The 22,601-nt window shown below is 60.4% G+C and carries 21 protein-coding genes, 1 tRNA gene and 1 pseudogene; 12 read left to right on the forward strand and 11 right to left on the reverse strand.

What is annotated here, in order from left to right; translation table 11 throughout:
* The first annotated feature begins 147 nt into the window (after positions 1–147).
* Together IFT75_RS15730 and IFT75_RS15735 are read left to right on the forward strand one after the other, a co-directional pair.
* Positions 148–588, forward strand: coding sequence for a response regulator (locus tag IFT75_RS15730; protein WP_122477343.1), 441 nt, complete (start codon positions 148–150; stop codon positions 586–588).
* On the forward strand, positions 581–1,588 hold the full coding sequence (locus tag IFT75_RS15735) for a sensor histidine kinase (RefSeq protein ID WP_185793031.1): 1,008 nt from the start codon (positions 581–583) through the stop codon (positions 1,586–1,588). The genes IFT75_RS15730 and IFT75_RS15735 overlap by 8 nt, the downstream gene beginning before the upstream one ends.
* 16 nt (positions 1,589–1,604) lie before the next feature.
* Here the strand turns inward: IFT75_RS15735 and hpxO are convergent, their stop codons facing one another.
* From hpxO to IFT75_RS15750, 3 genes are all read right to left on the reverse strand, one after another.
* Positions 1,605–2,762 carry an FAD-dependent urate hydroxylase HpxO gene (hpxO, locus tag IFT75_RS15740; protein ID WP_192055590.1) on the reverse strand — a complete coding sequence of 386 codons (1,158 nt, stop codon included), beginning with the start codon at positions 2,760–2,762 and terminating at the stop codon, positions 1,605–1,607.
* A 168-nt stretch (positions 2,763–2,930) separates the two neighbouring features.
* Entirely contained in the window at positions 2,931–4,649 is a 1,719-nt protein-coding gene (gene poxB / locus IFT75_RS15745) for a ubiquinone-dependent pyruvate dehydrogenase (protein ID WP_185793029.1), read from the reverse strand.
* 208 nt (positions 4,650–4,857) lie between these two features.
* A complete protein-coding gene (locus IFT75_RS15750; protein ID WP_122477338.1) occupies positions 4,858–5,268 on the reverse strand; it encodes a DUF3597 domain-containing protein in 411 nt (136 codons plus the stop codon).
* A gap of 240 nt (positions 5,269–5,508) precedes the next feature.
* On the opposite strand from IFT75_RS15750, the gene IFT75_RS15755 reads away from it, so the two are divergent.
* Together IFT75_RS15755 and IFT75_RS15760 are read left to right on the forward strand one after the other, a co-directional pair.
* Positions 5,509–5,877, forward strand: coding sequence for a histone-like nucleoid-structuring protein, MvaT/MvaU family (locus IFT75_RS15755; protein WP_122477336.1), 369 nt, complete (start codon positions 5,509–5,511; stop codon positions 5,875–5,877).
* Positions 5,878–5,966: 89 nt separating this feature from the next.
* On the forward strand, positions 5,967–6,293 hold the full coding sequence (locus IFT75_RS15760; protein ID WP_192055591.1) for a hypothetical protein: 327 nt from the start codon (positions 5,967–5,969) through the stop codon (positions 6,291–6,293).
* A 56-nt stretch (positions 6,294–6,349) separates the two neighbouring features.
* On the opposite strand, the gene IFT75_RS15765 is transcribed toward IFT75_RS15760, so the two are convergent.
* The 4 genes from IFT75_RS15765 to IFT75_RS15780 form a co-directional block, all read right to left on the reverse strand.
* Positions 6,350–8,581 carry a xanthine dehydrogenase family protein molybdopterin-binding subunit gene (locus IFT75_RS15765; RefSeq protein WP_192055593.1) on the reverse strand — a complete coding sequence of 744 codons (2,232 nt, stop codon included), beginning with the start codon at positions 8,579–8,581 and terminating at the stop codon, positions 6,350–6,352.
* A complete protein-coding gene (locus tag IFT75_RS15770) occupies positions 8,578–9,573 on the reverse strand; it encodes an FAD binding domain-containing protein (protein WP_192055595.1) in 996 nt (331 codons plus the stop codon). The genes IFT75_RS15765 and IFT75_RS15770 overlap by 4 nt, the downstream gene beginning before the upstream one ends.
* Entirely contained in the window at positions 9,573–10,148 is a 576-nt protein-coding gene (locus IFT75_RS15775; RefSeq protein WP_244647987.1) for a (2Fe-2S)-binding protein, read from the reverse strand. The genes IFT75_RS15770 and IFT75_RS15775 overlap by 1 nt, the downstream gene beginning before the upstream one ends.
* Positions 10,149–10,615: 467 nt before the next feature.
* Complete coding sequence (locus tag IFT75_RS15780) at positions 10,616–11,473, reverse strand: AraC family transcriptional regulator N-terminal domain-containing protein (protein WP_446731076.1); 858 nt, start codon at positions 11,471–11,473, stop codon at positions 10,616–10,618.
* 227 nt (positions 11,474–11,700) lie between these two features.
* On the opposite strand from IFT75_RS15780, the gene IFT75_RS15785 reads away from it, so the two are divergent.
* Positions 11,701–12,933, forward strand: a complete 1,233-nt coding sequence (locus IFT75_RS15785; RefSeq protein WP_244652764.1) for an MFS transporter — start codon at positions 11,701–11,703, stop codon at positions 12,931–12,933.
* 37 nt (positions 12,934–12,970) lie between these two features.
* Here IFT75_RS15785 and IFT75_RS15790 read toward each other — a convergent pair whose 3' ends face one another.
* A complete protein-coding gene (locus tag IFT75_RS15790) occupies positions 12,971–13,864 on the reverse strand; it encodes a LysR family transcriptional regulator (RefSeq protein ID WP_192055598.1) in 894 nt (297 codons plus the stop codon).
* A 100-nt stretch (positions 13,865–13,964) separates the two neighbouring features.
* On the opposite strand from IFT75_RS15790, the gene IFT75_RS15795 reads away from it, so the two are divergent.
* From IFT75_RS15795 to IFT75_RS15805, 3 genes and pseudogenes are all read left to right on the forward strand, one after another.
* Complete coding sequence (locus IFT75_RS15795; RefSeq protein WP_192048925.1) at positions 13,965–15,134, forward strand: mandelate racemase/muconate lactonizing enzyme family protein; 1,170 nt, start codon at positions 13,965–13,967, stop codon at positions 15,132–15,134.
* Positions 15,135–15,235: 101 nt separating this feature from the next.
* A complete protein-coding gene (gene dctA / locus IFT75_RS15800) occupies positions 15,236–16,543 on the forward strand; it encodes a C4-dicarboxylate transporter DctA (protein WP_192055600.1) in 1,308 nt (435 codons plus the stop codon).
* A 229-nt stretch (positions 16,544–16,772) separates the two neighbouring features.
* A pseudogene (locus IFT75_RS15805) lies at positions 16,773–17,042 on the forward strand (NAD(P)-binding domain-containing protein); the annotation flags it as partial.
* Between the two features lie 223 nt (positions 17,043–17,265).
* On the opposite strand, the gene IFT75_RS15810 reads toward IFT75_RS15805, so the two are convergent.
* Entirely contained in the window at positions 17,266–18,198 is a 933-nt protein-coding gene (locus IFT75_RS15810; RefSeq protein ID WP_122477317.1) for a LysR family transcriptional regulator, read from the reverse strand.
* 121 nt (positions 18,199–18,319) lie between these two features.
* Here IFT75_RS15810 and IFT75_RS15815 point away from each other — a divergent pair, with 121 nt between their 5' ends.
* A complete protein-coding gene (locus tag IFT75_RS15815) occupies positions 18,320–19,246 on the forward strand; it encodes an alpha/beta hydrolase (protein ID WP_185793021.1) in 927 nt (308 codons plus the stop codon).
* A gap of 209 nt (positions 19,247–19,455) precedes the next feature.
* On the opposite strand, the gene IFT75_RS15820 is transcribed toward IFT75_RS15815, so the two are convergent.
* Positions 19,456–19,532, reverse strand: a tRNA-Arg gene (locus tag IFT75_RS15820).
* Positions 19,533–19,831: 299 nt separating this feature from the next.
* On the opposite strand from IFT75_RS15820, the gene IFT75_RS15825 reads away from it, so the two are divergent.
* The 3 genes from IFT75_RS15825 (at position 19,832) to IFT75_RS15835 (ending at position 20,965) form a co-directional block, all read left to right on the forward strand.
* Positions 19,832–20,059 (forward strand): hypothetical protein, encoded by a 228-nt coding sequence (locus IFT75_RS15825; protein WP_192055602.1) that lies wholly within the window; start codon positions 19,832–19,834, stop codon positions 20,057–20,059.
* A gap of 10 nt (positions 20,060–20,069) precedes the next feature.
* Positions 20,070–20,255 (forward strand): PA3371 family protein, encoded by a 186-nt coding sequence (locus IFT75_RS15830; RefSeq protein WP_122477314.1) that lies wholly within the window; start codon positions 20,070–20,072, stop codon positions 20,253–20,255.
* 383 nt (positions 20,256–20,638) lie between these two features.
* Positions 20,639–20,965 (forward strand): Arc family DNA-binding protein, encoded by a 327-nt coding sequence (locus IFT75_RS15835; protein ID WP_043190613.1) that lies wholly within the window; start codon positions 20,639–20,641, stop codon positions 20,963–20,965.
* 58 nt (positions 20,966–21,023) lie between these two features.
* Here the strand turns inward: IFT75_RS15835 and brnQ are convergent, their stop codons facing one another.
* Positions 21,024–22,337: a branched-chain amino acid transport system II carrier protein gene (gene brnQ, locus IFT75_RS15840; protein ID WP_192055604.1), complete on the reverse strand. Its 1,314-nt coding sequence runs from the start codon at positions 22,335–22,337 to the stop codon at positions 21,024–21,026.
* Positions 22,338–22,601: the final 264 nt, after the last annotated feature.

The raw sequence follows: 22,601 nt of genomic DNA on the forward strand, positions 1-22,601 counted from the left end.
CCGAACAGTTCAGGATATTTTTCAGCGTGGAATCAAGATGTGGTTAGCAGCCGACAACGCGAGATTGAACGCACTGGTTTATTGACGCTCTTAAAACAAGCTTTGCAAGAAGAGCGCAAGCGCCCTTGAAGAGAATGAGTTAACTCAATGCGTATCCTGCTGATAGAAGACGATCCAATCCTGGCGCTGCTGGCCGAGATAGCTCTGGAGGAAGATGGCCATGAGATCATCGGTCCTGCGTATGACGTCGCCGGAGCGCTGTCACTGGCGCACGAGCATGTCATCGACGTTGCATTCGTCGACATCAATCTGGATGGACACGACGAAGGCGTAGGCTTGGCGCAGACGCTCTACGAGCAATTCAAGATCCACTCGCTGTTCGTCAGTGGCCAGATCGATGTGGCCAAGGCCAACAGCGGCTACGCGTTGGGTTTGCTGTCCAAGCCCTACAGCCCCAATGACCTGTCGCGCAGCGCACACATCGTGCATTCGCTGGTCAAAGGTGAACTACCCTTGAATCGACCGCTGCCAGTGCCCTTGAAGCTTTTCACAGAATCGCGCGGCCTATATGGAAAGAAGCATGAGTGAACCCACAGATCTCCCGGGCATGGGACCAGGACTTGGTGAAACCGAGTTTCGCGAGTTGGCTGACAACGCGCCGGTATTGATCTGGCGCGCGGGTACCGACAAACAGTGCGACTGGTTCAACAAGCCTTGGCTCGATTTCACCGGCAAGACTCAGGACCAGCTCTGCGGCTATGGCTGGGGCGACGACGTGCACCCCGATGACCTGGAGATGTGCACGCGCAATTACGAACAGGCCTTCGACGCCCGCGAGTCGTTCACTACCCCGTATCGCCTGCGTCGCCACGACGGCAGCTACCGATGGTTTCTCGACCACGGCGCGCCGTTCTATCGCCAGGGGGTGTTCGCCGGCTACTTCGGCAGCTGCACCGACATCACCGCCCAGAAAGAGCTCGAGGCACACCAGGACGTTCTGGTTTCCGAGCTCAATCATCGGGTCAAGAACAACCTGCAGCTGATCATCGCTTTCCTGCAAATGTCCAAGCTGCGCGCCCAGGGCGACGAAGCGCGGCAGTTGCTCGAATCGGCCATCGCGCGTATCCAGGGCGTGGGCACGGTCCAGGCCGAGCTGTATCGCAGTGCGTCCGGCACCGTGGATCTGGCGCATTACCTTCCTCACCTGGTACGGGCATCAATCCAGGCCGAGCGCGACGACAGCATTCACCTCACCGTCGATACCGAAACTGCCCACGCCCCGTTCAAGCTGGCTTCGGACCTGGGCTTGATCGTCAACGAGCTGGTGGCCAACGCCATCCATCACGGCAACCAGCGCACCACCCATATCCACTTTGCACTCAAGCGTCTCGGTACAGGTGACCTGCAGTTGACGGTGAGCGATCGCGGACCAGGCTTCTCCCCGGCGCAATTGTCGAATGCAGGCGCGTCGGGGTCCAAGCTCAGTGGCCAGGGGTTGATCGGCGCGCTGGCCAAGCGTTGCGGTGCGGTTCTCAACCGCAGCAACGCAGAGGGCGCCGTGGTCACCTTGACCTTGCCGCACCCCTAGACAGTGCGGTTGCGCGCTACAGCGGGCTGCCCTCGTCGGTCTTGATCAAGCCACCCAGAATGTCGCTGCCATCGCTGCCTGCCAGCGCTGCGTACCATTGCCGGGTTTCTTCCGGCACTTCGCCGTGGATGATCGCCGCCCGCTGGCGCGCCTTCACTACCAGACCGGCGACCCGCTCCGCGCGTGCAGCCTCATAGGCCGCCAACGCGGCTGCCGGAGTCAGCTCGCGTTCGATGCAGCGGGCCAGCACCCAGGCATCCTCCATGGCCTGGCAACCGCCCTGCCCTATGTTGGGGGTCATTGCATGGGCCGCGTCCCCCAGCAGCGCAACCCTCGTGCCGACCAAATGGGGGACTCGCTCGGTGTCATGGATTTCCACTCGCGCAACGCTGGCCGGATCCAGCCGTTGCAGAAGACGCTGCACCGAGTCGGGCCAGCCGGCGAATTGCTGCTTGAGTTCGGCGCGATAGCCTTCACGGACGTTGGCCGTTCCTGCCGGCAACGGTACGTCGAAGAAGAAATACAACTCACCGTTCCCCATGGGCATCAACGACACCCGCTTGTGGTCACCCACGTACTGCACCCATTCATCGGCGGGTGCCAGGTCGGGTGCCGACTGGATGCGACCATTCCAATTGACGTAGCCGCAATAGCGCCGCGGAATCGGTCGGCCGGCAATCTTGTCGCGCAGCACCGAGTGGGTGCCGTTTGCCGCTATCAGCAGGTCGGCTGTCACCGTTTCACCCGTCGACAGCATGACCTGTACATGCTTCTCGCTTGCCTCATAGTCCAGGCAAGCAACTCCAAGGCTCACATTCTGCATCTCCACCGCCTCGAGCAGAATGCTTTGCAGACGCGCACGGGCGATTGGAAAGGCTCGACGCCGGGCGTGGCTGTACAAGGGTTGCAGATCGAAACGGGTGAGCAAGCGGCCTTGGTGGTCGCTGTAACTCATGGTCTGCATATGGCCGCCCGCTTGCTCGCTGGACCCACCCAGGCCCAGCGCATCCATCACCCGCACACCATTCGGCCAGATTGAAATGGCTGCGCCGACCGGGGCCAGCTCTGCCGCACGTTCATAGACGTGCACCCGGTGGCCAGCCTGACGCAGGGCCACGGCGGCGCTGAGGCCACCCATGCCGGCACCGGCAATGACGATATTCAAGGCTTTCATGGCTTCTCCACTGAGATCGGTTTGATCCGAGACCGTGCAAAAAGCTGTCCAAGTGATCAGGAACCGCTATCAGCCGAGATTACGCCGACAAGCCAGGTGTGCCCAGTGAGGGCTGGCGTCAAACCGGTGCGTCGCTGCCGCGTGCGCACCGGTTTGCAGCGTCGGGACTCAGCGCAGGAGGTTGTTCTTGGCCAGACTTACCAGTTCCTTGGCTCGCCCGTCGAGTACCGCACGCATCATGAACAAGCCGAAGCCCTTGACGTTGGCTGCCGTGATTTCCGGCGGCATGATCAATTCCTGACGCTCGCTGACCACATCCACCAAAACCGGCCCATCATGCTCGAACGCCTCGATCAGGGCGGCACGCAGATCCTGCGGTTTCTCCACACGGATGCCCTTGATACCCATGCCCTGGGCGAACGTGGCGAAGTTCGGATTCTTCAGCTCGCAGCCCACGTCCACCAGACCGCTGGCCTTCATTTCCATTTCGACGAAGCCCAGCGTGCCGTTGTTAAGCACGATGACCTTGACCGGCAGGTTGGCCTGGCTGAGGGTAAGGAAGTCACCCATCATCATGGCGAAGCCGCCGTCGCCGGACATCGACACGACCTGGCGGTCGGGGTAGGCCGCCTGTGCGCCGATGGCCTGGAGCATGGCGTTGGCCATCGAGCCATGGTTGAACGAGCCGATCAGGCGGCGCTTGCCGTTCATTTTCAGGTAGCGGGCGGCCCAGGCGGTGGGCGTGCCCACATCGCAGGTGAATACCGCATCGTCGGCGGCCAGCTCGCTGACCAATCGGCTGACGTATTGCGGGTGGATGATCGTGCTGTTCGGGCCGCTCTCGGCGAGGTCGTCGAGGCCCTTTCGCGCGCTGTCGTAGTCCGCCAGCGCCTTGTTCAAGTGCATGGTGTCGGTGCGTTCTTCAAGGCGTGGCAACAGTTGCTGCACGGTGTGCTTGATGTCGCCGATCAGACCGATAGCCAGTGGGCAGCGATTGCCCAATGCCTCAGGCTGCAAATCGATCTGGGCAATGCGCGAGTGCTCAGGAAAGAACTGCCGGTACGGAAAGTTGGTGCCGAGCATCAGCAGAGTGTCGCATTCCTTCATGGCATTGAAGCCGGAAGCGAAGCCGATCAGCCCAGTCATGCCCACGTCGTAGGGATTGTCGTATTCCAGGTGCTCCTTGCCGCGCAGGGCGTGCACGATGGGCGCCTTGAGCTGCTTGGCCAGCGCCACGACTTCGCTGTGTGCCCCTGCGCACCCGGCACCGCACAGCAGGGTGACGCGCTTGCCGCCGTTGAGAAACCGGGCGAGCTCGTCGAGTTGCCCCGGCGCAGGAACGACCACTGGCGCCTGTGGTGCAATCCACTGGCTGACCGGCGCGTCGAGCGAGCTCAGCGCCACATCGCCCGGAATCACTACCACGGCAACGCCGCGGCGACTGATGGCAACGCGCATGGCCCGCTCCAGAATCTGCGGCAATTGCTCGGGGCGCGAGACCAGTTCTACATAATGGCTGCAGTCTTTGAACAGCGACTCGGGGTGGGTCGCCTGGAAGTAGTCTATGCCGATCTCGCTGCTGGGAATGTGCGCTGCAATCGCCAGCACCGGCACGCCGCTGCGATGACAGTCGAACAAGCCGTTGATCAAATGCAGGTTGCCCGGTCCGCAGCTGCCGGCACAGACCGCCAGTTCACCGGTCAGATGCGCCTCGCCGCCAGCGGCGAAGGCCCCGGCCTCTTCGTTGCGCATGTGTATCCAATCCAGCCCGCCCAACCGACGCATTGAATCGGTCAGGCCATTCAAGGAATCACCCACTACGCCATAGATGCGTTTGACACCTGCGTGCTTGAGGGTATTGACCATGAAATCGGCTGCAGTGGACATTTGGCGCTCCTTTGAAAATATAAGTTCAAGGGCTCTGAGTACCGCCACGCCGAGGGTGTTCCGCTCGATTTATTAACAAAAATTATAGAATTGGCCCACGGGTTCTATAAGGGCGCCTGCGGCTGCGCGCAAACCGGGTATTCAAATGCAAGAAAGCCCGACCGGGGTCGGGCTTTCTTATAAGCGGTGCAGCACGCTGAGCGATATATCAGTTCAGCAGTTCCGCAGGCACGGTGCCGCCGTTTTCAGCGAGCTTCTTCATCACAGCAGAGTGCAGCCAGGTGTTCATCGCTGCCGAATCATCGGTCGAACCGGTGTAGTGCAACTCTTCGGCAAGTTCCTTGCGCGCGGTCAGGCTGCTGTCCAGGCCAAGCAATTTGAGCAAATCGACGATCGACGTACGCCAGTTCAAAGTTTCGCCGTGACTGGCTGCCATCGCTTCGAGCTTTTGAGCCACATCCACCTGGGTGATCGGCGCAGCGGAGGGCTGGTTCGTGACGGTAGTGGTGGGCGATGCACCTGGCGCAGGAGCAACGGGAGTTTGTGTAGAAGCGTCTGCGTCCGGAACAGCGTGCTTGCCGATACCCAGTTTCTCGAGGATGCTGCTAAAAAAGCTCATTTCGTATCTCCAGATTTCTTGGCTGCTGCCGTGGATTCGACAGCCTACTTAAGACCTGACACCCTTGGCCGCCGAAAAGTTTAATCGAGCCTGCGACATTCCGTGTCCTCGACCGGATACGAAGCTAGCCACATATTGTAATAAACGTTATTTAGTTGTGGCATCGGTGCGCACACTGCGCCAGAATCACGCCTCGATACCTTTACCTTTTTTATCCACGATCCATGCCTGGGGATACTCATGTCCAAACTTGCTGAATACCGTCAACTCGAACGTCATCTGGCCGAACAACTTGCAGCACTTGAGGCCATGAAAGGCGACAAGGGCCTGGAACAGGAAATCGAGTTCGAGACCAAGTTGCGTTCGCTGTTGGGCGAATACAATAAAAGCCTCAGGGACATCGTTTCCATTCTCGACCCGCAGCAAGGCGGCAAACCAGTCAAGGCCAGCGCAGCGCCTGAAAAAGCCACGCGCAAGCCGCGCTCGCTGAAAACCTACAAGAACCCCCACTCGGGTGAAGTCGTCGAAACCAAAGGCGGCAACCACAAGACCTTGAAGGAATGGAAAGCCGAATACGGTTCCGACACTGTCGAAAGCTGGTTGAGCTAAGCCGCACCCACCGGCAAGCAGCGACATACGGCCCGCTTGCCGGATCGCATCACCCCTCCCCTCACACCGTCATTGTCGATGATCCCGCGATGTATCCCACCACACCCGATGGACGCTATTTCGTCGTACGCGGCCGGCTCTGGCGATGCAGCAACCCTGCCCTGCCCGAAGCCGTGCGCGAACATTGGGTCAAGGTGCTCATGGATGCACGGCGAGCGGTCAAGGCCGCCAAGCACTCGGAAGATCCCGAGGCTCTCGTAAAAGCCCGCGCGCAGGTCGATGTCGCCAAGCAGGCCTTGGGCGAGCGCGGGGAAGTGTGGTGGGACGACGGCAGCGCCGACGTCAACCGACGCATGGCGCGCAATACCGACTATGCAGAGTGGTACGCCGGGCTTGATGAAGCGTCACTGAAGTAGCTGATACCTGCGTCGTTCAACCGCGCCGAGAGAACCCCCGGCGCGGCAATGAGCGATCAAACGCTGACGGTCGGCACCTGATCCATCAGTTTTTCCAGGCTGATCGGCAGGTCACGCACACGCTTGCCGGTGGCATGGTAGACCGCGTTGGCCACAGCAGCCGCCAAACCGGTCACACCGATTTCACCCACACCACGCGCACCGTACTCGTTGAGGTTGTAGTCGGGGTAATCGAGCAGGATCACATCGATGTCCGGCTGATCGGCGTGCACCGGCACCACATACTCCGCGTAGTTGTTGTTCACCGGCATGCCATTGCGCTCGTCGTAGTCGGTCGACTCGAACAGCGCCATGCCGATGGCCATGACAATGGCACCTTCGACCTGATTGCGTGCGGTCTTGGCATTGATGATCTTGCCCACATCAATGGCGCTGACCACGCGCGACACGCGCAGGCGGGAGATACCCGGATCCCAGCGCACCTCGACGAAATGCGCGCCGAACGAGCTGAATGCATGCTTCTTGGTATCGGCCATACCGGTATGGGCCTCGCCTTCGGCGCTGGCGATCTTCAGCTTCTTGAGTACTTCGGCGAACTCCAGGCTGGTCGAACCGTCCTGCAGGCGCCCGTTGCTGACCGTGATCGCTTCTGGCTTGGCATTGGCCAGCCCGCCCTCTTCCGAGGCTGCGAAGCTCTTGAGCTGGGTGAGCGCGGCGCGCGTGGCCTCTGCCACGGCCGGCAAGGCACTGGCCGTCATCCACGAGCCGCCGGAAACAGGCGCGGGCGGATAGGACGAGTTGCCCAGTTCCACGGTGATCCGCTCCAGCGGCAGACCAGTGATGTCACTGACGCACTGGGCAAGCACCGTGTAGGTGCCGGTCCCAATGTCCTGAGCACCGCAGTACACCACGGCGCGACCGTCGGAGGTCAACGAGACCCGCGCTTCGCACGGCGTGCGAAAGGCATCCCAGTTGCACTGCGCCATGCCGTAGCCGACGATCTCGTGGCCATCGCGCATGCTGCCGATACCCGGCGTGCGCTTGGCCCAGCCGAAACGCTCGGCGCCTTGCGCCAGTGCTTCGCGCAGATGGTTGCCGGACCACGGCAGTTTCTCCTGCTCGTTCTGCTCGGCCCAATTCAACTGGCGAAAGGCGAGCGGGTCCATCTTGCAGCGTTCGGCCAGTTCGTCGATAGCCGACTCCAGCGCAAACAGGCCAGGGGCTGCGCCTGGAGCACGCATCGAGGTCGGTGCGCCGCGGTTGACCTGCACCGTGCCATGGGTCACTTCGACGTTTGCACACGAGTACAGGCTGGCACTCATGCCCCCGCAGTTCTCGACATACTGGTCGCCGATCCCGGTGGTGTTGAGCGATTCATGACGCAGGGAAACCAGCTTGCCCTTGCCATCGGCCGCCAGGCGCATGCGCTGGCGGGTCTCCGGGCGATGCCCTACCGTGGTGAACATCTGCGCTCGCGGCAGCACCAGTTGCACCGGTCGGCCGACGATCTTGGCAGCCGCACAGGCAGCTACCGAGTGCGGCCAGATCCACAGCTTGCCGCCGAAGCCCGAACCAATGAACGGCGCACGCACTTCCACGCGCTCGGTGGGCAGGCCGAAGATCTGCGCCAGGGTGTTGCGGTGAACCACGACCGACTGGGTGGATTCATACACCACCAGTCGACCGTTGTCCCACAGCGCAACGGTGGCGTGCATTTCCATGGGGTTGTGGGTTTCCACAGGCGTCGTATAAGTGGCGTCTACCGTCTGCGCACCGCCATCGAAGGCGCTGGCTGGATCGCCACGCTTGTGGCCCTGCCCGCCGTCGGCGGCTGCGCGCCGCTTCAGTCCCTGCTCCAGATTGGCGGCAGCCGCGCTTTCGCTGTAGCTGACCTTGACCTTGTAGGCCGCTTCGCGCGCATGCTCGAACGTGTCGGCAACCACCAGCGCCACGAACTGCCCGGCATAACGCACGACGTTGTCCTCGAACGGCAGCCTTTTCTCATCGGTACGCGAGCCTGTCAGCACCCCTGCCAGGGAGAAAGGCACGGGCGAGGTGTGGAACGCCTGGGGAAAGTTGCCGTGGTGCAGAATTTCCAGCACGCCGGGCGAGCGGCGCGCCGCCTCGATGTCCAAAGACTTGATCGAGCCACTGGCCACCGTGCTGTAGACGCCGTAGGCGAAGACCATGCCCTTGGGCTGATGGTCGGCCGCATACTGCGCGCTGCCGGTGACCTTCAGGCGACCGTCGATGCGGCGTGGGGATGCCCCCATGATTGACTCGCTCATGCCATGGCTCCTGTGCTCAGGGTGGAAAGGTTGCGCACGATGGCCTGCTGCCCAAGGGGAATCTTGTAGGCGTTGTGTGCATACGGCTTGGACCCTTGCAGCGCGATGGCTGCGGCCTTGGCGAAGTTTTCCGGGGTAGCGGCCGCACCGCGCAGTGCGCGCTCGGCTTCCAGCGCACGCCACGGCTTGGTGCCGACGCCGCCCAAGGCAATGCGGGCCTCGCGAATGACCTGCCCGTCCATGACCAGAATCACCGCGCTGGAAGCCAGCGCAAACTGGTAGGACGCGCGATCACGCAGCTTCAGGTACGCAGACTTGCCGTTGGCCAATGGCGCATTCAGCGTTACATGGGTGATCAATTCGTCAGGCTGCAGCGCATGCTCTTTCCACGGCGTGGCGCCCGGCAGCAAGTGGAAGTCCTGGAAGTCGATCTCGCGTTTGCCGTTGGGGCCTTGCACCTGCACGGTCGCACCAATCGCCGCCATGGCCACGCACATGTCCGAAGGATGGGTGGCAATGCACTGGTCGCTGGTGCCCAGTACCGCGTGCACGCTGCGGTTGTGCCCGCCGATGGCAGCACAGCCCGAGCCGGGCACGCGCTTGTTGCATGCGGAAACGCCGTCGCGGAAATAATTGCAGCGCACCCGCTGCATGACGTTGCCGCCGGTGGTCGCCTTGTTGCGCAGTTGCGTGGTCGCCCCGGACAGCAGCGCCTGGGACAGCACCGCGTAATCACTTTTGATGCGCGGATGATTGGCCAGACGAGTGTTGCTGACCATGGCGCCGATACGGGTCCGGCCATCGCTCAAGGTTTCGACCTGATCCAGCGCCAAGGCATGCACGTCGATGACCCGATCAGGCTGCATGATGTCGATCTTGACCAGATCCAGCAGGGTCGTACCGCCGGCGAGAAACGCCGTGGCTTCATTGCGGGCATGGGTCGCAACGGCCTGTTCGGGGCTGGTTGCGCGGGTGTATTCCAAGGCTCTCATCAGCTGGCTCCCTGTACTTTGCCACGGGCGTCCTGCACGGCGGCAAGGATGTTCTTGTACGCGCCACATCGGCAGATGTTGCCACTCATGGCCTCGCGCACGCTGGCGTCGTCGGCGCCGATGTCCGGGTCCTTGATGATGGCCGCAGCGGTCATCATCTGGCCCGAGGTGCAATAGCCGCACTGGAACGCGTCGTGGGCCCAGAACGCTTCCTGGATCGGGTGCAACTGACCATTGCGCTCCAGACCTTCGATGGTGGTGATGTCATCGCCCTGGTGCATGGCCGCCAGGGACAGACAGCTGTTCACCGGCTGACCATTGATGTGCAGCGTGCAGGCCCCGCACTGGCCGTGGTCGCAGCCCTTCTTGGTGCCGGTCAGCATCAGGCGGTCGCGCAACACGTCCAGCAGCACAGCGTTGCCGGGCACGTTGAGCGTGTGCGGCTGGCCATTGACCTTGAGCGTGATCCGCTGCTCGCCCTTGGCCAACGGCTTGTCACTGTCGTCGATAGGCGCCAACTGGGCGGCCTGGGCCCACACCGGAGCGGTGGCAGCGGCCATGCCCGAGATACCCATGGTGCGCAGGAAATTGCGCCGCGAGGGCGTGGTCAGTTCTTTAAACAACTCACCGGAACCCTCTGGATCGGGAGAAATCTTTTCGGTCGGATCGGTCATGTTGCGGTCCTCATCTATTTTTTTATGTCTCGAATCACGGTCTTGCTGCGTCTAGTGCAGACACCTGGATCACGCCATTGGTTGAGGTCGTACGTCAGGTGACAAGACACTATGGTTTCAAAGCGTGTCGCGGATCACGCCATTGACGACCCGCACGATGCCCGACATGGCAACGAGGGCAGCTGTTGCCGGGGTCTTGCAGAGCGGGTTCAAACCTGTGGGGGCGCTCATGCGCTGCGGGAAACGTCACTCCGTTCGCCGATCCGGCGACTCAGTATGCGGTCGACCACGGAGCGCCACTTGCCCAATCGAGTGGCGTTCTTGCCTATTCCAGTGGAAGCGACGAGGTATGCGCGAGCGCAGCAAGGCTAGCCGTTTCCGCGCAAGGCCGCGATGTCGCGCTTGGGTGGCGCGCCGAACAGACGACTGTACTCGCGACTGAACTGCGACGGACTTTCATACCCAACCTTGAAGGCTGCGCTGGACACGTCCTGATGTTCATTGAGCATCAACCGCTTCGCTTCATTGAGCCGCAGCCACTTTTGATACTGCAGCGGGCTCATCCTGGTAAGTTGGCGGAAATGATGATGAAAGGTCGGGGTACTCATCTGCACCCTGGCTGCCAGTTCGTCGACGCGCAGCGCTGACGTGTAATTCAACTTCAGCCAATCGATCGCTCTGCCTATGCGATAACCCTGCCCGTCCACCGAGGTGATCTGCCGCAGCCGACCCGCCTGGTCGCCTTGCAGCAGGCGATAGTGGATTTCGCGCTGGATCAGTGGCGCCAGCACAGGAATGGACCGTGGCTCATCGAACAGCGCCAGCAGCCGTTCGAACGAGGCCAGCAACGGCAGCGTTACCGAACCGATACCTACGCCCTGGACCGCGGCCCGATCGCGAATGGGCGGCAGATCACCCTGCGCTATCAGTTCGGCCAGCATGCGCATATCCAGCTTGAACGTCAGCCCTAGGCATGGCTGCTCGTGGCTGGCAACCAACACTTCGGAGTTGGCAGGCAGATCCAGCGACGTGATCAGAAACTTCGAGGTGCTGTATTGATAACCTTCGCCCCCCACCCACAGCTGCTTTTCGCCCTGAGCAACCAGAATGATGCTGGGCTCGACCATGCAGGTCATGGGCGGTGCCGGGCAGTCGCGTCGAAAAAAACCAAGACCTGCGATCTCCGTTCGGTAATCGCCAGGCGCCTTGGTGTGCGAGGCGATCATCCGCGTCAGCGTTTCCTGCGTCGATGAGCCTGGGCCAGTCGTGTCGAATTCGTTCGTCATATTCACCTTGCTCCCGTGTCACGAACTCTAACTCGCCTCTGCTCGTTCGTCCCGCCATCCAGTGCAGACTCATAGGATCAGGCAAGTAATCCAGTGCAATGCGCTACAGAGAGGCTCACTGGACCGAGACAATGGCCATCGATAAATCTCTGGAGAAGACCTCTCGAATGAACCGATCTTCGACCTCCGCCACCCACACCGGTGAATCATGGGGCGCCGTGTTCGCCATGTCGCTCGCCGCCTTCGTGCTGGTGGCCTCGGAATTCATGCCCATCAGCCTGCTCACACCCATCGCGGCGGACCTGCACATCACCGAGGGCCAGGCCGGCCAGGGCATCTCCGTATCAGGGCTGTTCGCGCTTTTCACCAGCCTGCTGATCGCATCGGTGGCCGCTCGGGTCGAGCGCAAACCGCTGCTCGTTGCACTTACCCTGCTGATGATCGTTTCCGCAGCCGTCGTTGCCTTTGCACCCAACTATTGGGTATTCATGGGTGCACGCGCCCTGATCGGCGTCGCCATCGGCGGGTTCTGGTCATTGTCGGCAGCGACCGCCATGCGCCTGGTGCCTGAAGGCCAGGTCACCCGGGCGATGGCTATCGTCAACGGCGGCAATGCTCTGGCAACGGTCGTGGCAGCGCCCCTGGGCAGTTTTCTCGGCGCGCTGATCGGCTGGCGCGGTGCCTTTCTGGCCCTTCTCCCCGTGGCCGTGATTGCCTGTGCATGGTTGTTGATGAGCCTTCCAACCCTGAAAGCGCGCAGCGAGTCGGGCACCGGCAACGTTCTCACGCTGATGAAACGCACCCCGGTCGCCTTGGGCATGGTCGCGGTAAGCGTATTTTTCATGGGTCAGTTCATGCTCTTCACCTATCTGCGTCCGTTTCTGGAAACGGTCACGCAAGTCAGTGTTTCCATGCTTTCGTTGATGCTGCTGGTGCTAGGCCTGGCCGGGCTTGCCGGCACGTTCCTGATCGAAGCCTTCCTGAAAAATGGCCTGCATCAAACGCTGACCGTTATCCCGATCCTGATGGCCGCCATCGCCATGGCACTGTTGTCATTCGGCAGCTCGACGGCCATCACTACGGTACTGCTGGGGCTTTGGGGAGCGGTTGCGACTGCCGCACCGGTGGGATGGTGGACGTGGCTGGCAAGAACCCTTCCGAACGATGCGGAGGCAGGCGGTGGCTTGATGGTGGCGATCATCCAACTGGCCATCGCGTCCGGGGCCATCGTCGGTGGGCTGGTATTCGACGCAAGCGGCTACCGGGCGACTTTTGAAACGAGCGCAGGGTTGCTCGGCTTGGCAGCGGTACTTGCCTTTCTGGCGGGACGCGCGGCAACCCGGGCAGCTGCAGGCGGCACGTCGGGGGCAGCGCGGCCCTGCGCACCGGCTGCCAGGTAGGCGAAACGCCGACTCGGCGTATCGCACAACCGATGCGTCAGGTGACAGATGGCAGATCCATACCCGCCCTCGCCCAGAACGCTTCGGCGGACTGACCCAGGTTTGCTTTCGGCCGGGTCAGGTGCACCTCCAGCGGTATGTCCCAACTCTCATCGAGCGCCCTGACCAAACGTCCCTCGTGAATCTCCTGCTCGGTCAGGCTCTTGGGCAACCACGCTACGCCCTTGCTTTCGAGAGCCATGGACATGAGCACCGCCGCCAGGTGGCTGTTGAACAGCGGGCGCAAGTGAAGGTAGTCCTCCTTGCCCCGCAGCCTGTGGGCGACGATCCGCCCCAACCCCGACTCATGGGTATAGGCAAGATAAGGCAGTGTGGCGGGCGAGGTGTCGAAGTGCGAGGAGGCACTGGCAAGCGGTACCAACACGTCCTCTCCGACCTTTTTGCTGATGAACTGATCGGGCGCCAGCAGCGGCGGAACATCGGGATGGCGATGGCAGAGCAGAAACTGGACCTGTCCGTGTATCAGCATCTGCTCGCAGACAGCCATGCTGTCGGAGTGCAGCTGCACCGCTTCGATGGGTGCACCGGTTTCCGAACTGCGCAGCCACCTGGGGAAAAACGTGAACGACAGCGAGTGAGTGGCGGCGAACTTGAGTGAGCGTGCCGACACGCCCGCCACTTCCTGCGCCTCGTTGCGCAGCCGATACAGGTGGCGCGCCGCCTCCTGTGCACCGGGCAGAATCTGCCTGCCCGCCTCAGTCAAGGTCGCGCCATGGGGCGTGCGCACGAACAGCTCCACCCCCATCCAGTTTTCCAGCGAGCGAACCCTGCGGCTGAAAGCCGGCTGGGTGATGTGGCGGGCTTCGGCCGCGCGCACGAAGCTGCCGTATTCGGCAAGCGCCGAAAGGTCTTCAAGCCAGACGAGTTCCAAGGGCCATGCCTTCTGTGCATAGGGTTGGGCATTAATAGCATTGGGCGGGTGACTTCGCAAAGCCTAACGTGGGGCCACAACCCATAAGAGGAACCCCTCCATGCGCATCGTCGACATTCGTGAGAAGACCGTTTCCATCGCCTCCCCCATTGCCAACGCCTACATCGACTTTTCCAAGATGACCTGCTCGGTCGTGGCGGTCATCACCGACGTGATCCGCGATGGCAAACCGGTCATCGGCTACGGCTTCAACTCCAACGGTCGCTACGGCCAGGGCGCGCTGATGCGCGACCGTTTTCTCGCCCGCATCACCGAAGCCGACCCCGATACCCTCGTCGATCATGAAAACAACAACCTCGACCCGTTCGCCATCTGGAAAGCGCTGATGACCAACGAAAAGCCTGGAGGCCACGGCGAGCGCTCGGTGGCGGTCGGCACCATCGACATGGCGGTATGGGATGCGGTCGCCAAGATAGAAGGCAAACCACTGTATCGCCTGCTGGCCGACCGCTACCGCAACGGCGTGGCGGACGACAAGGTCTGGGTCTACGCCGCCGGCGGCTATTACTACCCTGGCAAGGACCAGACCAAGCTCAAGGCCGAAATGCAGAGCTATCTGGATCGTGGCTACGACGTGGTCAAGATGAAGATCGGCGCGGTGCCGCTCGATGAAGACATCCGGCGTATCGAAGCAGTGCTCGAAGTGGTCGGCGATGGTCGTCGTCTGGCGGTCGATGCCAATGGTCGCTTCGACCTGCAGACAGGTATCGCCTACGCCGAGGCCATCAAGAAGTACAACCTCTTCTGGTACGAAGAGGTCGGCGATCCGCTGGACTATGCCCTGCAGGCCGAGCTCGCCAATCACTACGAATTGCCCATGGCCACCGGCGAAAACCTGTTCTCCCACCAGGACGCTCGCAATCTGTTGCGCCATGGCGGTATGCGCCCCGACCGTGACTACCTGCAGTTCGACTGCGCGTTGTCCTACGGCCTGGTCGAGTACATGCGCACTCTGAAAGTAATGGAAGACATGGGCTGGTCTTCGCGCCGCGTGGTCCCGCACGGCGGCCACCAAATGTCATTGAACATTGCCGCGGGCCTGCACTTGGGTGGCAACGAATCCTACCCGGATGTCTTCCAGCCGTTCGGTGGCTTCGCTGACGGTATCCAGGTCGAAAACGGCTATGTCGGCCTGCCGGAGATTCCAGGTGTCGGTTTCGAAGCCAAATCGGCCCTCTACGCCGTCATGCGCGAGCTTGGCGAAGGCTGATCGCCTCCCTCTGCGGCCTGTGCCAAACAGGCCGCGAACGCTGGCGTCAGGCGCTGACGTCACGCCACATGCCCATCACAACAATAAAATGAGGTGCTCTCGTGGAAATCTCCAGAACCCGCTGGTACGGCCAGCTGTACGTGCAAGTGTTGATCGGTATCGTCATCGGTGCCGCCATTGGATACTTCGCCCCCAACATCGGCGCCAAGCTGCAGCCGATTGCCGACGGTTTCATCAAGCTGATCAAAATGCTGCTGGCACCGATCATCTTCGGCACGGTGGTGGTCGGTATCGCCAAGATGGGCAGCATCAAGGAGGTCGGGCGAATCGGTGTGAAAGCCCTGATCTACTTCGAGATTCTGTCGACGATTGCGCTGGTCGTCGGGTTGATCGTGGTCAACATCGTCAAGCCCGGTGTCGGCATGAACATCAATGTCAGCGCCCTGGATGCCAGCGCCATCAATAAATACAGCCAGGCCGCCAGCGAGCAAGGCGGCACCGTCGAGTTCTTTCTCAACATCATCCCGCACACGTTCATCGGCGCCTTTTCCAACGGCGTGATGCTTCAGGTGATACTGCTCTCGGTGTTGATGGGCATTGCCCTGGTTCAGCTGGGCGAAACCAGCAAGCCTCTGATCAATACCATCGATCTGTTCCTGCAAGGCCTGTTCAAGATCGTCGCCATGGTCATGCGCCTGGCCCCGCTCGGCGCCGGTGCCGGCATGGCGTTCACCATCGGCAAGTACGGGATTGGCACGTTGCTCTCACTCGGGCAATTGCTGGTGGCGCTCTACATCACCACGTTGATATTCATCGTCGTGATACTGGGCACGGTCGCCAGGTGGTCAGGCATGCCGTTGATGCAGTTCCTGCGCTACTTCAAGGATGAAATCCTCATCACCCTGGGCACCTGTTCGACCGAGGCCGTGTTGCCCCGCATGATGGTCAAGCTGGAAAAACTGGGCTGCAAGAAATCGGTCGTGGGGATGGTTCTGCCGACCGGATATACCTTCAATGCGGACGGTACCTGCATCTACCTGACCATGGCCGCGATTTTCATTGCCCAGGCAACCAATACGCCACTGACGTTCGCGGACCAGATGATTCTGCTGGCGGTATTCCTGCTGACGTCCAAAGGCTCCGCAGGCGTGGCAGGGGCCGGGTTCGTGACGCTGGCCGCAACGCTCACCACTATCCATTCCATTCCTCTGGTTGGCCTGGTCCTGCTGCTGGGCATCGACCGGTTCCTCAACGAGGCCCGGGCTGTCACCAACCTGATCGGCAATGGCATCGGCACCATCGCGATCGCCAAGTGGGACAACTCGTTCGATGTCGAGGTCTGCCAGCGTGAGCTAGCCGCCATGAAAGACGAAAAGGCTGCCAGGAAAACGCTGCTGGCGCAGAAATGACCCATTGCCGAGCCGGCGTTGGCGCGGGTTTCAAAGCACCGGTTGACAGCAATCACCTGCCGTTTACGAGCGACGTGTGGTCGTCGATCTGACTCGACAGACGAAACCTGGAAGCGGCCGTCCGAGCCTTCACTCGCCAGATCAAGTCAGCCTGCCACCTCGATGAGTGCGGCATGGACGCGCTTCATCACATGCTCGACACCCTTGGCCATGGAGCAAATGACTGAGGATTTTAACCCCCCCTCAACACAATCAGGAGAGTAACAAATTGAACATCGGAATAATCGGCGCCGGCAATATTGGCGCGACCTTGGCGCGCAAACTTGCAGCGGTGGGTCATACCGTCAAACTGGCCAATTCCAAACGCGCCGACAACATCCAGGCGCTCACCCATGAGATAGGCGTACACGCAGTGACCAAGGAACAAGCGGTCTTGGAAGTGGACGTGGTCATTCTTCCGATTCCTTTCGCCAACTACCCTGATCTTAAGCAAACATTGGGCGGCGCGACCTGAGGCGACAGAGTCGCCGGGGGCTCAAGTAAAGCTACCCATGAACCCCTGCCGCAGCTCCTTACCGAGGGGGATAGGCCCCTGCATCGATCCCGACCCTGCCCGAGTCCGATATCGCTGAAGGGCAGCGGCAAACCTAGGCGCCGCCGGGTACCTCTCGCAGAGCCTCCAACCCCTGAAAAGCAGGCCGAACCACGGAAGGCCTGTGTACTCAAGGTCGGGCAGCGCCAGCGCGTTGTTCCCAAGGTGGGCAGGGTGACCAAGCCTCTACAAGCTTATCGATGAAGAGTCGAATCTTTGGAGAGAGGTGTCGCTTGCTGGGGTAAATAACCCGAATGGGCTCTGCGGCCTCTGCATATACGGCGAGCAATTGAACGAGCTTGCCGTTTCTCAAATCCTCATTTATCACGTAAGACGGCAGCGTAGCGATGCCCAGCCCCGCGACAACAGACCGGTGCAACGACTCAGCGCTGTCCATTTGCAGCCTTCCACTACAAGTGAACGATACACAGCGCCCATTCACTCGAAAATTCCAGGGAAGCAATCTTCCACCACTCACGAAATGCAGGCACTGGTGCTCGGATAAATCCTCAGGCGTTTCAGGCTCTGCATGGTCAGCCAGATACTGGGGTGAGGCGCAGGTGATCATTTGTTGGTAGGCCACCGTGCGCGTCAGTAAACCAGAGTCTTCCTTGGGCGGACCGATGCGCATGGCCAAATCAAACCCCTCATCGATCAGATCGACCAGCCTGTCGGAAAAGCTGATGTCGACGCTCAGCGCAGGCCATTCTTCGAGACAGCGCTCAACGTGCTCAAGGATATGAAGCCTGCCTAGCGCGACAGGCAAGCTCATCCGCAGCCGTCCACTGGGTGTCGAACGGCGAAACGCAAGGGCATCCTCTACCTCGTCCAGGTCCTGCAAAACACCCACACAACGCTCATAAAGAACCTGGCCGTCATCCGTCATGCTCAAACTGCGCGTGGTGCGATTGAGTAGACGTACCTGCAGACGCGCCTCGAGCCTGACTATCGATTTGCCTACCGCTGAACGAGTGAGGCCAAGTTGCTTGGCCGCCGCAGTGAAGCTTCCAGCGTTGACCGAGCCTACAAAAGCGGCGATATCGTTTAGGTTGTGGAGTTCCATATGGCCTCTCTGTCCTCACCGCCAGGGCGGGCTGGCGCCTTTAATGGGGAACCCTATTCCCCAATACCAAGCATAGTATCTCGATTAGCTTATCCACACCCAAAGATCAATTGAGGTCATTATGAATATAGAAGTCCAAGCAGCCGTCCAAACCTGGGCCAACAGCCTTAGCGATCTGGTACCCGTTCTCAAGGGAATCGATACGACCACAAAGCTAAGCGACATCCGCGACGCCTACGCAAAAATGCTCGGACATAATCCAGCGCCCGATGGCGTCAGGTTCGAGGCAGTCGACATGGGTGGAGTGCCTGGCATCCTGGTGACTCCGCAGGAGATCAAAACCGACGCGGTAGTGATGTACATTCACGGCGGGGCTTACATCGTTGGCCGTCCAGACGGTTACCACGGGATCGGCGGCAATTACGCGAAAATGCTGGGCGCTCGTGTATACATGCCGGACTACCGCCTTGCCCCTGAGCATACATTTCCAGCGCCCATCGACGACACATTGCGCGCCTACGAGTGGTTGCTCGAGCAGAACATTCCGGCCAGCAAGATTGCCTTTTCCGGCGAGTCAGCGGGCGGCGCGATGGTTGTCAGCGTAATGGTGGCGGCAAAATCCAAAGGCTTGCCATTGCCTGCCGTTGGCTCCTCGATTTCGCCGTGGGCAAACCTTGAACACACCGGCGCAGCCATGAGTAATCGTGAAGGACTGGATCCGCTGAACTCCAAGCCCGTGCTGGATATTCTCGCCAGAGCGTTTCTGGGCGACACGCTGGCCAATCATCCTCTGGCCTCTCCGGTCTTCGCGGACGTCACAGGCCTTCCGCCGATTCTGGTGCAGATAGGCGAAAACGAGTTGATGTTGACTGACGCCATGCGTCTTGCAACTCACCTTGCCGATAACCGTGTTCGCGTCAACCTGGAAGTATGGCCTGCGATGTTTCACGCCTGGCACTTTTACGCCGCGATCTTGCCAGAGGGTCAGCAGGCCATGGAGAGTTCGGTGCGTTTCATCGAGAAAGGGCTGGCGGATGCCCACGGCTGAAACCCAGAACACTCACTGCAGAAGGATCATTGGATAAGTTGATGCGGGCTCACGCGATTGCATCGGACGGGCGGGCCTCATCAGAACATCGTCTAACGGACTGCTCAGTACGTGAAGTCTGGGCTCCCTGTCGCTGAGGCGGGAACACTCGCCTCCTCGCAGTGCATGTTCAAGGAACTTGCGCAGCTAAATCAGTTGACGCGCAAGAATGGTGTCCCAGGCGGGGTTCGAACCTGCAACCTTCCCCTTAGGAGGGGGATGCTCTATCCAATTGAGCTACTGAGACACACGGCGTCGTGCCAGGCGGCACGACGAACGGCGTGCATGTTACCCAGCCACGCGCGGTTTGTCATGCAACGTGGACAGTTTTATCCGTGGCAAATGCCGATCAAGGATGAACGCGACAGTCATGCATTTTGCAATGCCTGCAGAGACCCAGGTATGCAGAATGCAATATCAATGTGCCTGCCTTCCTTGGTATGCCTCTGAATTACTTAGAAATTTCGCTAAATAAAAAGTTGGCACGCGCCCTGCTATGTTCCTGGCTGAACACTGATTTGCCACCACCAGCCATGGAGCGTCCCAATGAACAGCGTCCTCGTCATGCTCAATGTTATGGCATTGGTCACCTTCATTGGCTTTCAGTTCCACACTCAAGGCGACGACCCTGCACTTGTCCACATCGACGCTGCTCGACTAATCCCTGCGCCCGTTGCCCGCGTCGCGGCTTCGGGCCCCGAACGACCTGTCATGGCTGCACAGGGTGTCAACGAGACCGCGACGACGCAACGGTCTGAACGCTACATATTTTAAGGAGTTGTCGATGTCGAGATACGCCTTGGCGTTCATGTTTGTGGCTGCCGTGTGCTGGATCGGCGCACTTACCCTCGAGCAGAACGCCGTCGCTTTGGGGACAATGCTACAAGTGCTGGGCAGCATCAGCGCTGTGGCATTTTTGCTGGCAATGGTCAAAGGCCGCAGGATCAAATTCGATCCATACTTGCGTTGATTTTCCAACCAATTGATACGCGGCGTAAATCAATACTAGCAAATGGCCCAAATGTCACTATGCTAGCCCAAGGGTAGCTCGCACGTGCTGTGCGCGGTGTGCACAAGACGGGTCAGAGCACCTCTCGAACGAATCTTCGACTTTTTTCGAACGGCGTGATCGCAAATTTCCACCGGCCTTGTAAAATACCTGCCGCTGGGGACTGGCCAAATGCCACGATTCGGATCATTATTTGTCACAGATTTGGCGTCAAGGTTATGTCGCAACTAAGGCATCATAGCGCGGCATCGGCAGGCTGGAACAATTTGCCGATCGGCGTGTCCTAACCGACATCCTGCGGCCTACTTCGAGAACCGCTCCCCCTGAACTTATCGGTCAACACTATGCGCCCACTCAAACAGGCTGTTTACTCCAGCCGCACGGCTGACAAATTTGTAGTACGTCTTCCCGACGGGATGCGTGAGCAGATCGCTGAGGTGGCTCGTAACCATCACCGAAGCATGAACTCCGAGATCATCGCACGCCTGGAACAGAGCCTGATCCAGGAAGGTGCCTTGGGCGAAGAGTTGAGCATGAAGATGGACAGTCCGGAGCTGTCTCTGCACGAGCGCGAGCTTTTGCAGCGTTTCCGCCAGTTGTCTCACCGACAGCAAAACGCACTGGTGTCCTTGATCGCCCATGACGTCGAGGCCGCAGCCGAAGCGTCATGAACACCGCTGCAAAGAAAAGCCAGCTCTAGAGCTGGCTTTTTTGTGGGCGACGCTCAGCTCAAGCCGCTGCTTGAACCCGTGCGCCCTTCACGCGATCGACCAACACCGCCACCAGCAGGGTTGCCACCGAAGGCACCAGCCAGGCCAGGCCCTGCTCGCTCAGGGGAAGATCGAGCAGGGATGTTGGCAGCCACTGCGAGAACCCTGCCCCCTTGATCGCATCGATCAGGCCGAACAGCAACGAGACGAACATCACCGGCCCGAGAATGCGCGACTGCGAATGCCACAGCCCTGCGCAGAAGCTCAACGCCACCAGCACGATGCAGGGAGGGTAGATGGCTGTCAGCACTGGAATCGAAAACGCGATCAGCTTGGTCAGGCCCAGGTTCGAGACCAGCAGCGAGAACAGTGCGAGCAACAACACCAGCGTCTTATAGGACAGCGGCAGCACTCGGCTGAAGTACTCGGCGCAGGCGCAGGTCAAACCCACTGCAGTCACCAGGCAGGCCAGCGAGATCAGCACGGCCAGAAAACCACTGCCAAGGGCTCCGAAGGTGTGCTGCACGTAGGCATGCAACACCGCTGCGCCATTGGTGGCGCCTGCAGCTACGGCGTGGCTGCCCGACCCGAGGCGGAACAGACTGACATACACCAGCGCCAGCCCTACCCCGGCAATCAGACCCGCAATGATCGCATAGCGCGTGATCAGCTGGGGTGACTCGACACCTCTGGAGCGGATGGCATTGACGATGACGATGCCGAACACCAAAGCGCCCAGCGTATCCATGGTCAGGTAGCCGTTGATGAAACCCAGGGAAAACGGTGCTGCAACGTACTCGGGTACCGCGTCACCGCTGGGGCCTACCGGCAAGGCAAACGCTGCAATGCCCAACACCGCCAAGGCGATGATTTTCAGCGGCGCCAGAAACCGTCCGACGGTATCGAGCAGGCGCCCCGGATAAAGCGAAACGAAAAACACCAGCAGGAAGTACACCGCGCTGTAGAGGAACAGTGCCAGGGGTGTCTCACCGGTCAGCGGCGCCAGACCCACGGCGAACGATACCGTGGCAGTGCGCGGCGTGGCGAACAGCGGCCCTACGGCCAGATAGCACACCGCTGCAAGCAACCCGCCTGCCACTTTGCCGATCGGGCTGCTCAACGCGTCCATCGAGCCGCCGACCCTGGCCAGCGCGACCACGGTTATCACCGGCAGACCTACTGCGGTCACCAGGAAGCCCAGCGCGGCCATCCAGACGTTCGGGCCAGCCTGCAGACCGACGAAGGGAGGGAAGATGATGTTGCCTGCGCCTACGAACAAGGCGAATGTCATGAATCCAAGCGCCAGAATATCCTGGCCTTTAAGCACTTTCATTGGAAGGAAACCACGTCAATAGATTGGAATTGAGAGAGGTTTTCCCCATGGATGAGGGAAACACGGTCGGCCGGATGAGGCCAGACCTGGTGCGCGGACCTTAGCCTTGTGGGCAAGCCGGGCAAAACGGCGCGTAGAGTAGCGAAAATGCGCGCTCATCGCACTGTTGCAGTGCGAAGTGTCCGCTGAGCGCACCTGTGTGTCGCATCGGTGCAAGACTCAGCGGAAACGGTACAGCTAATCCTTCCGCCCCCAAAACCGAGG

Source organism: Pseudomonas sp. CFBP 8758 (assembly GCF_014841725.1).
Lineage (GTDB): Bacteria > Pseudomonadota > Gammaproteobacteria > Pseudomonadales > Pseudomonadaceae > Aquipseudomonas > Aquipseudomonas baltica.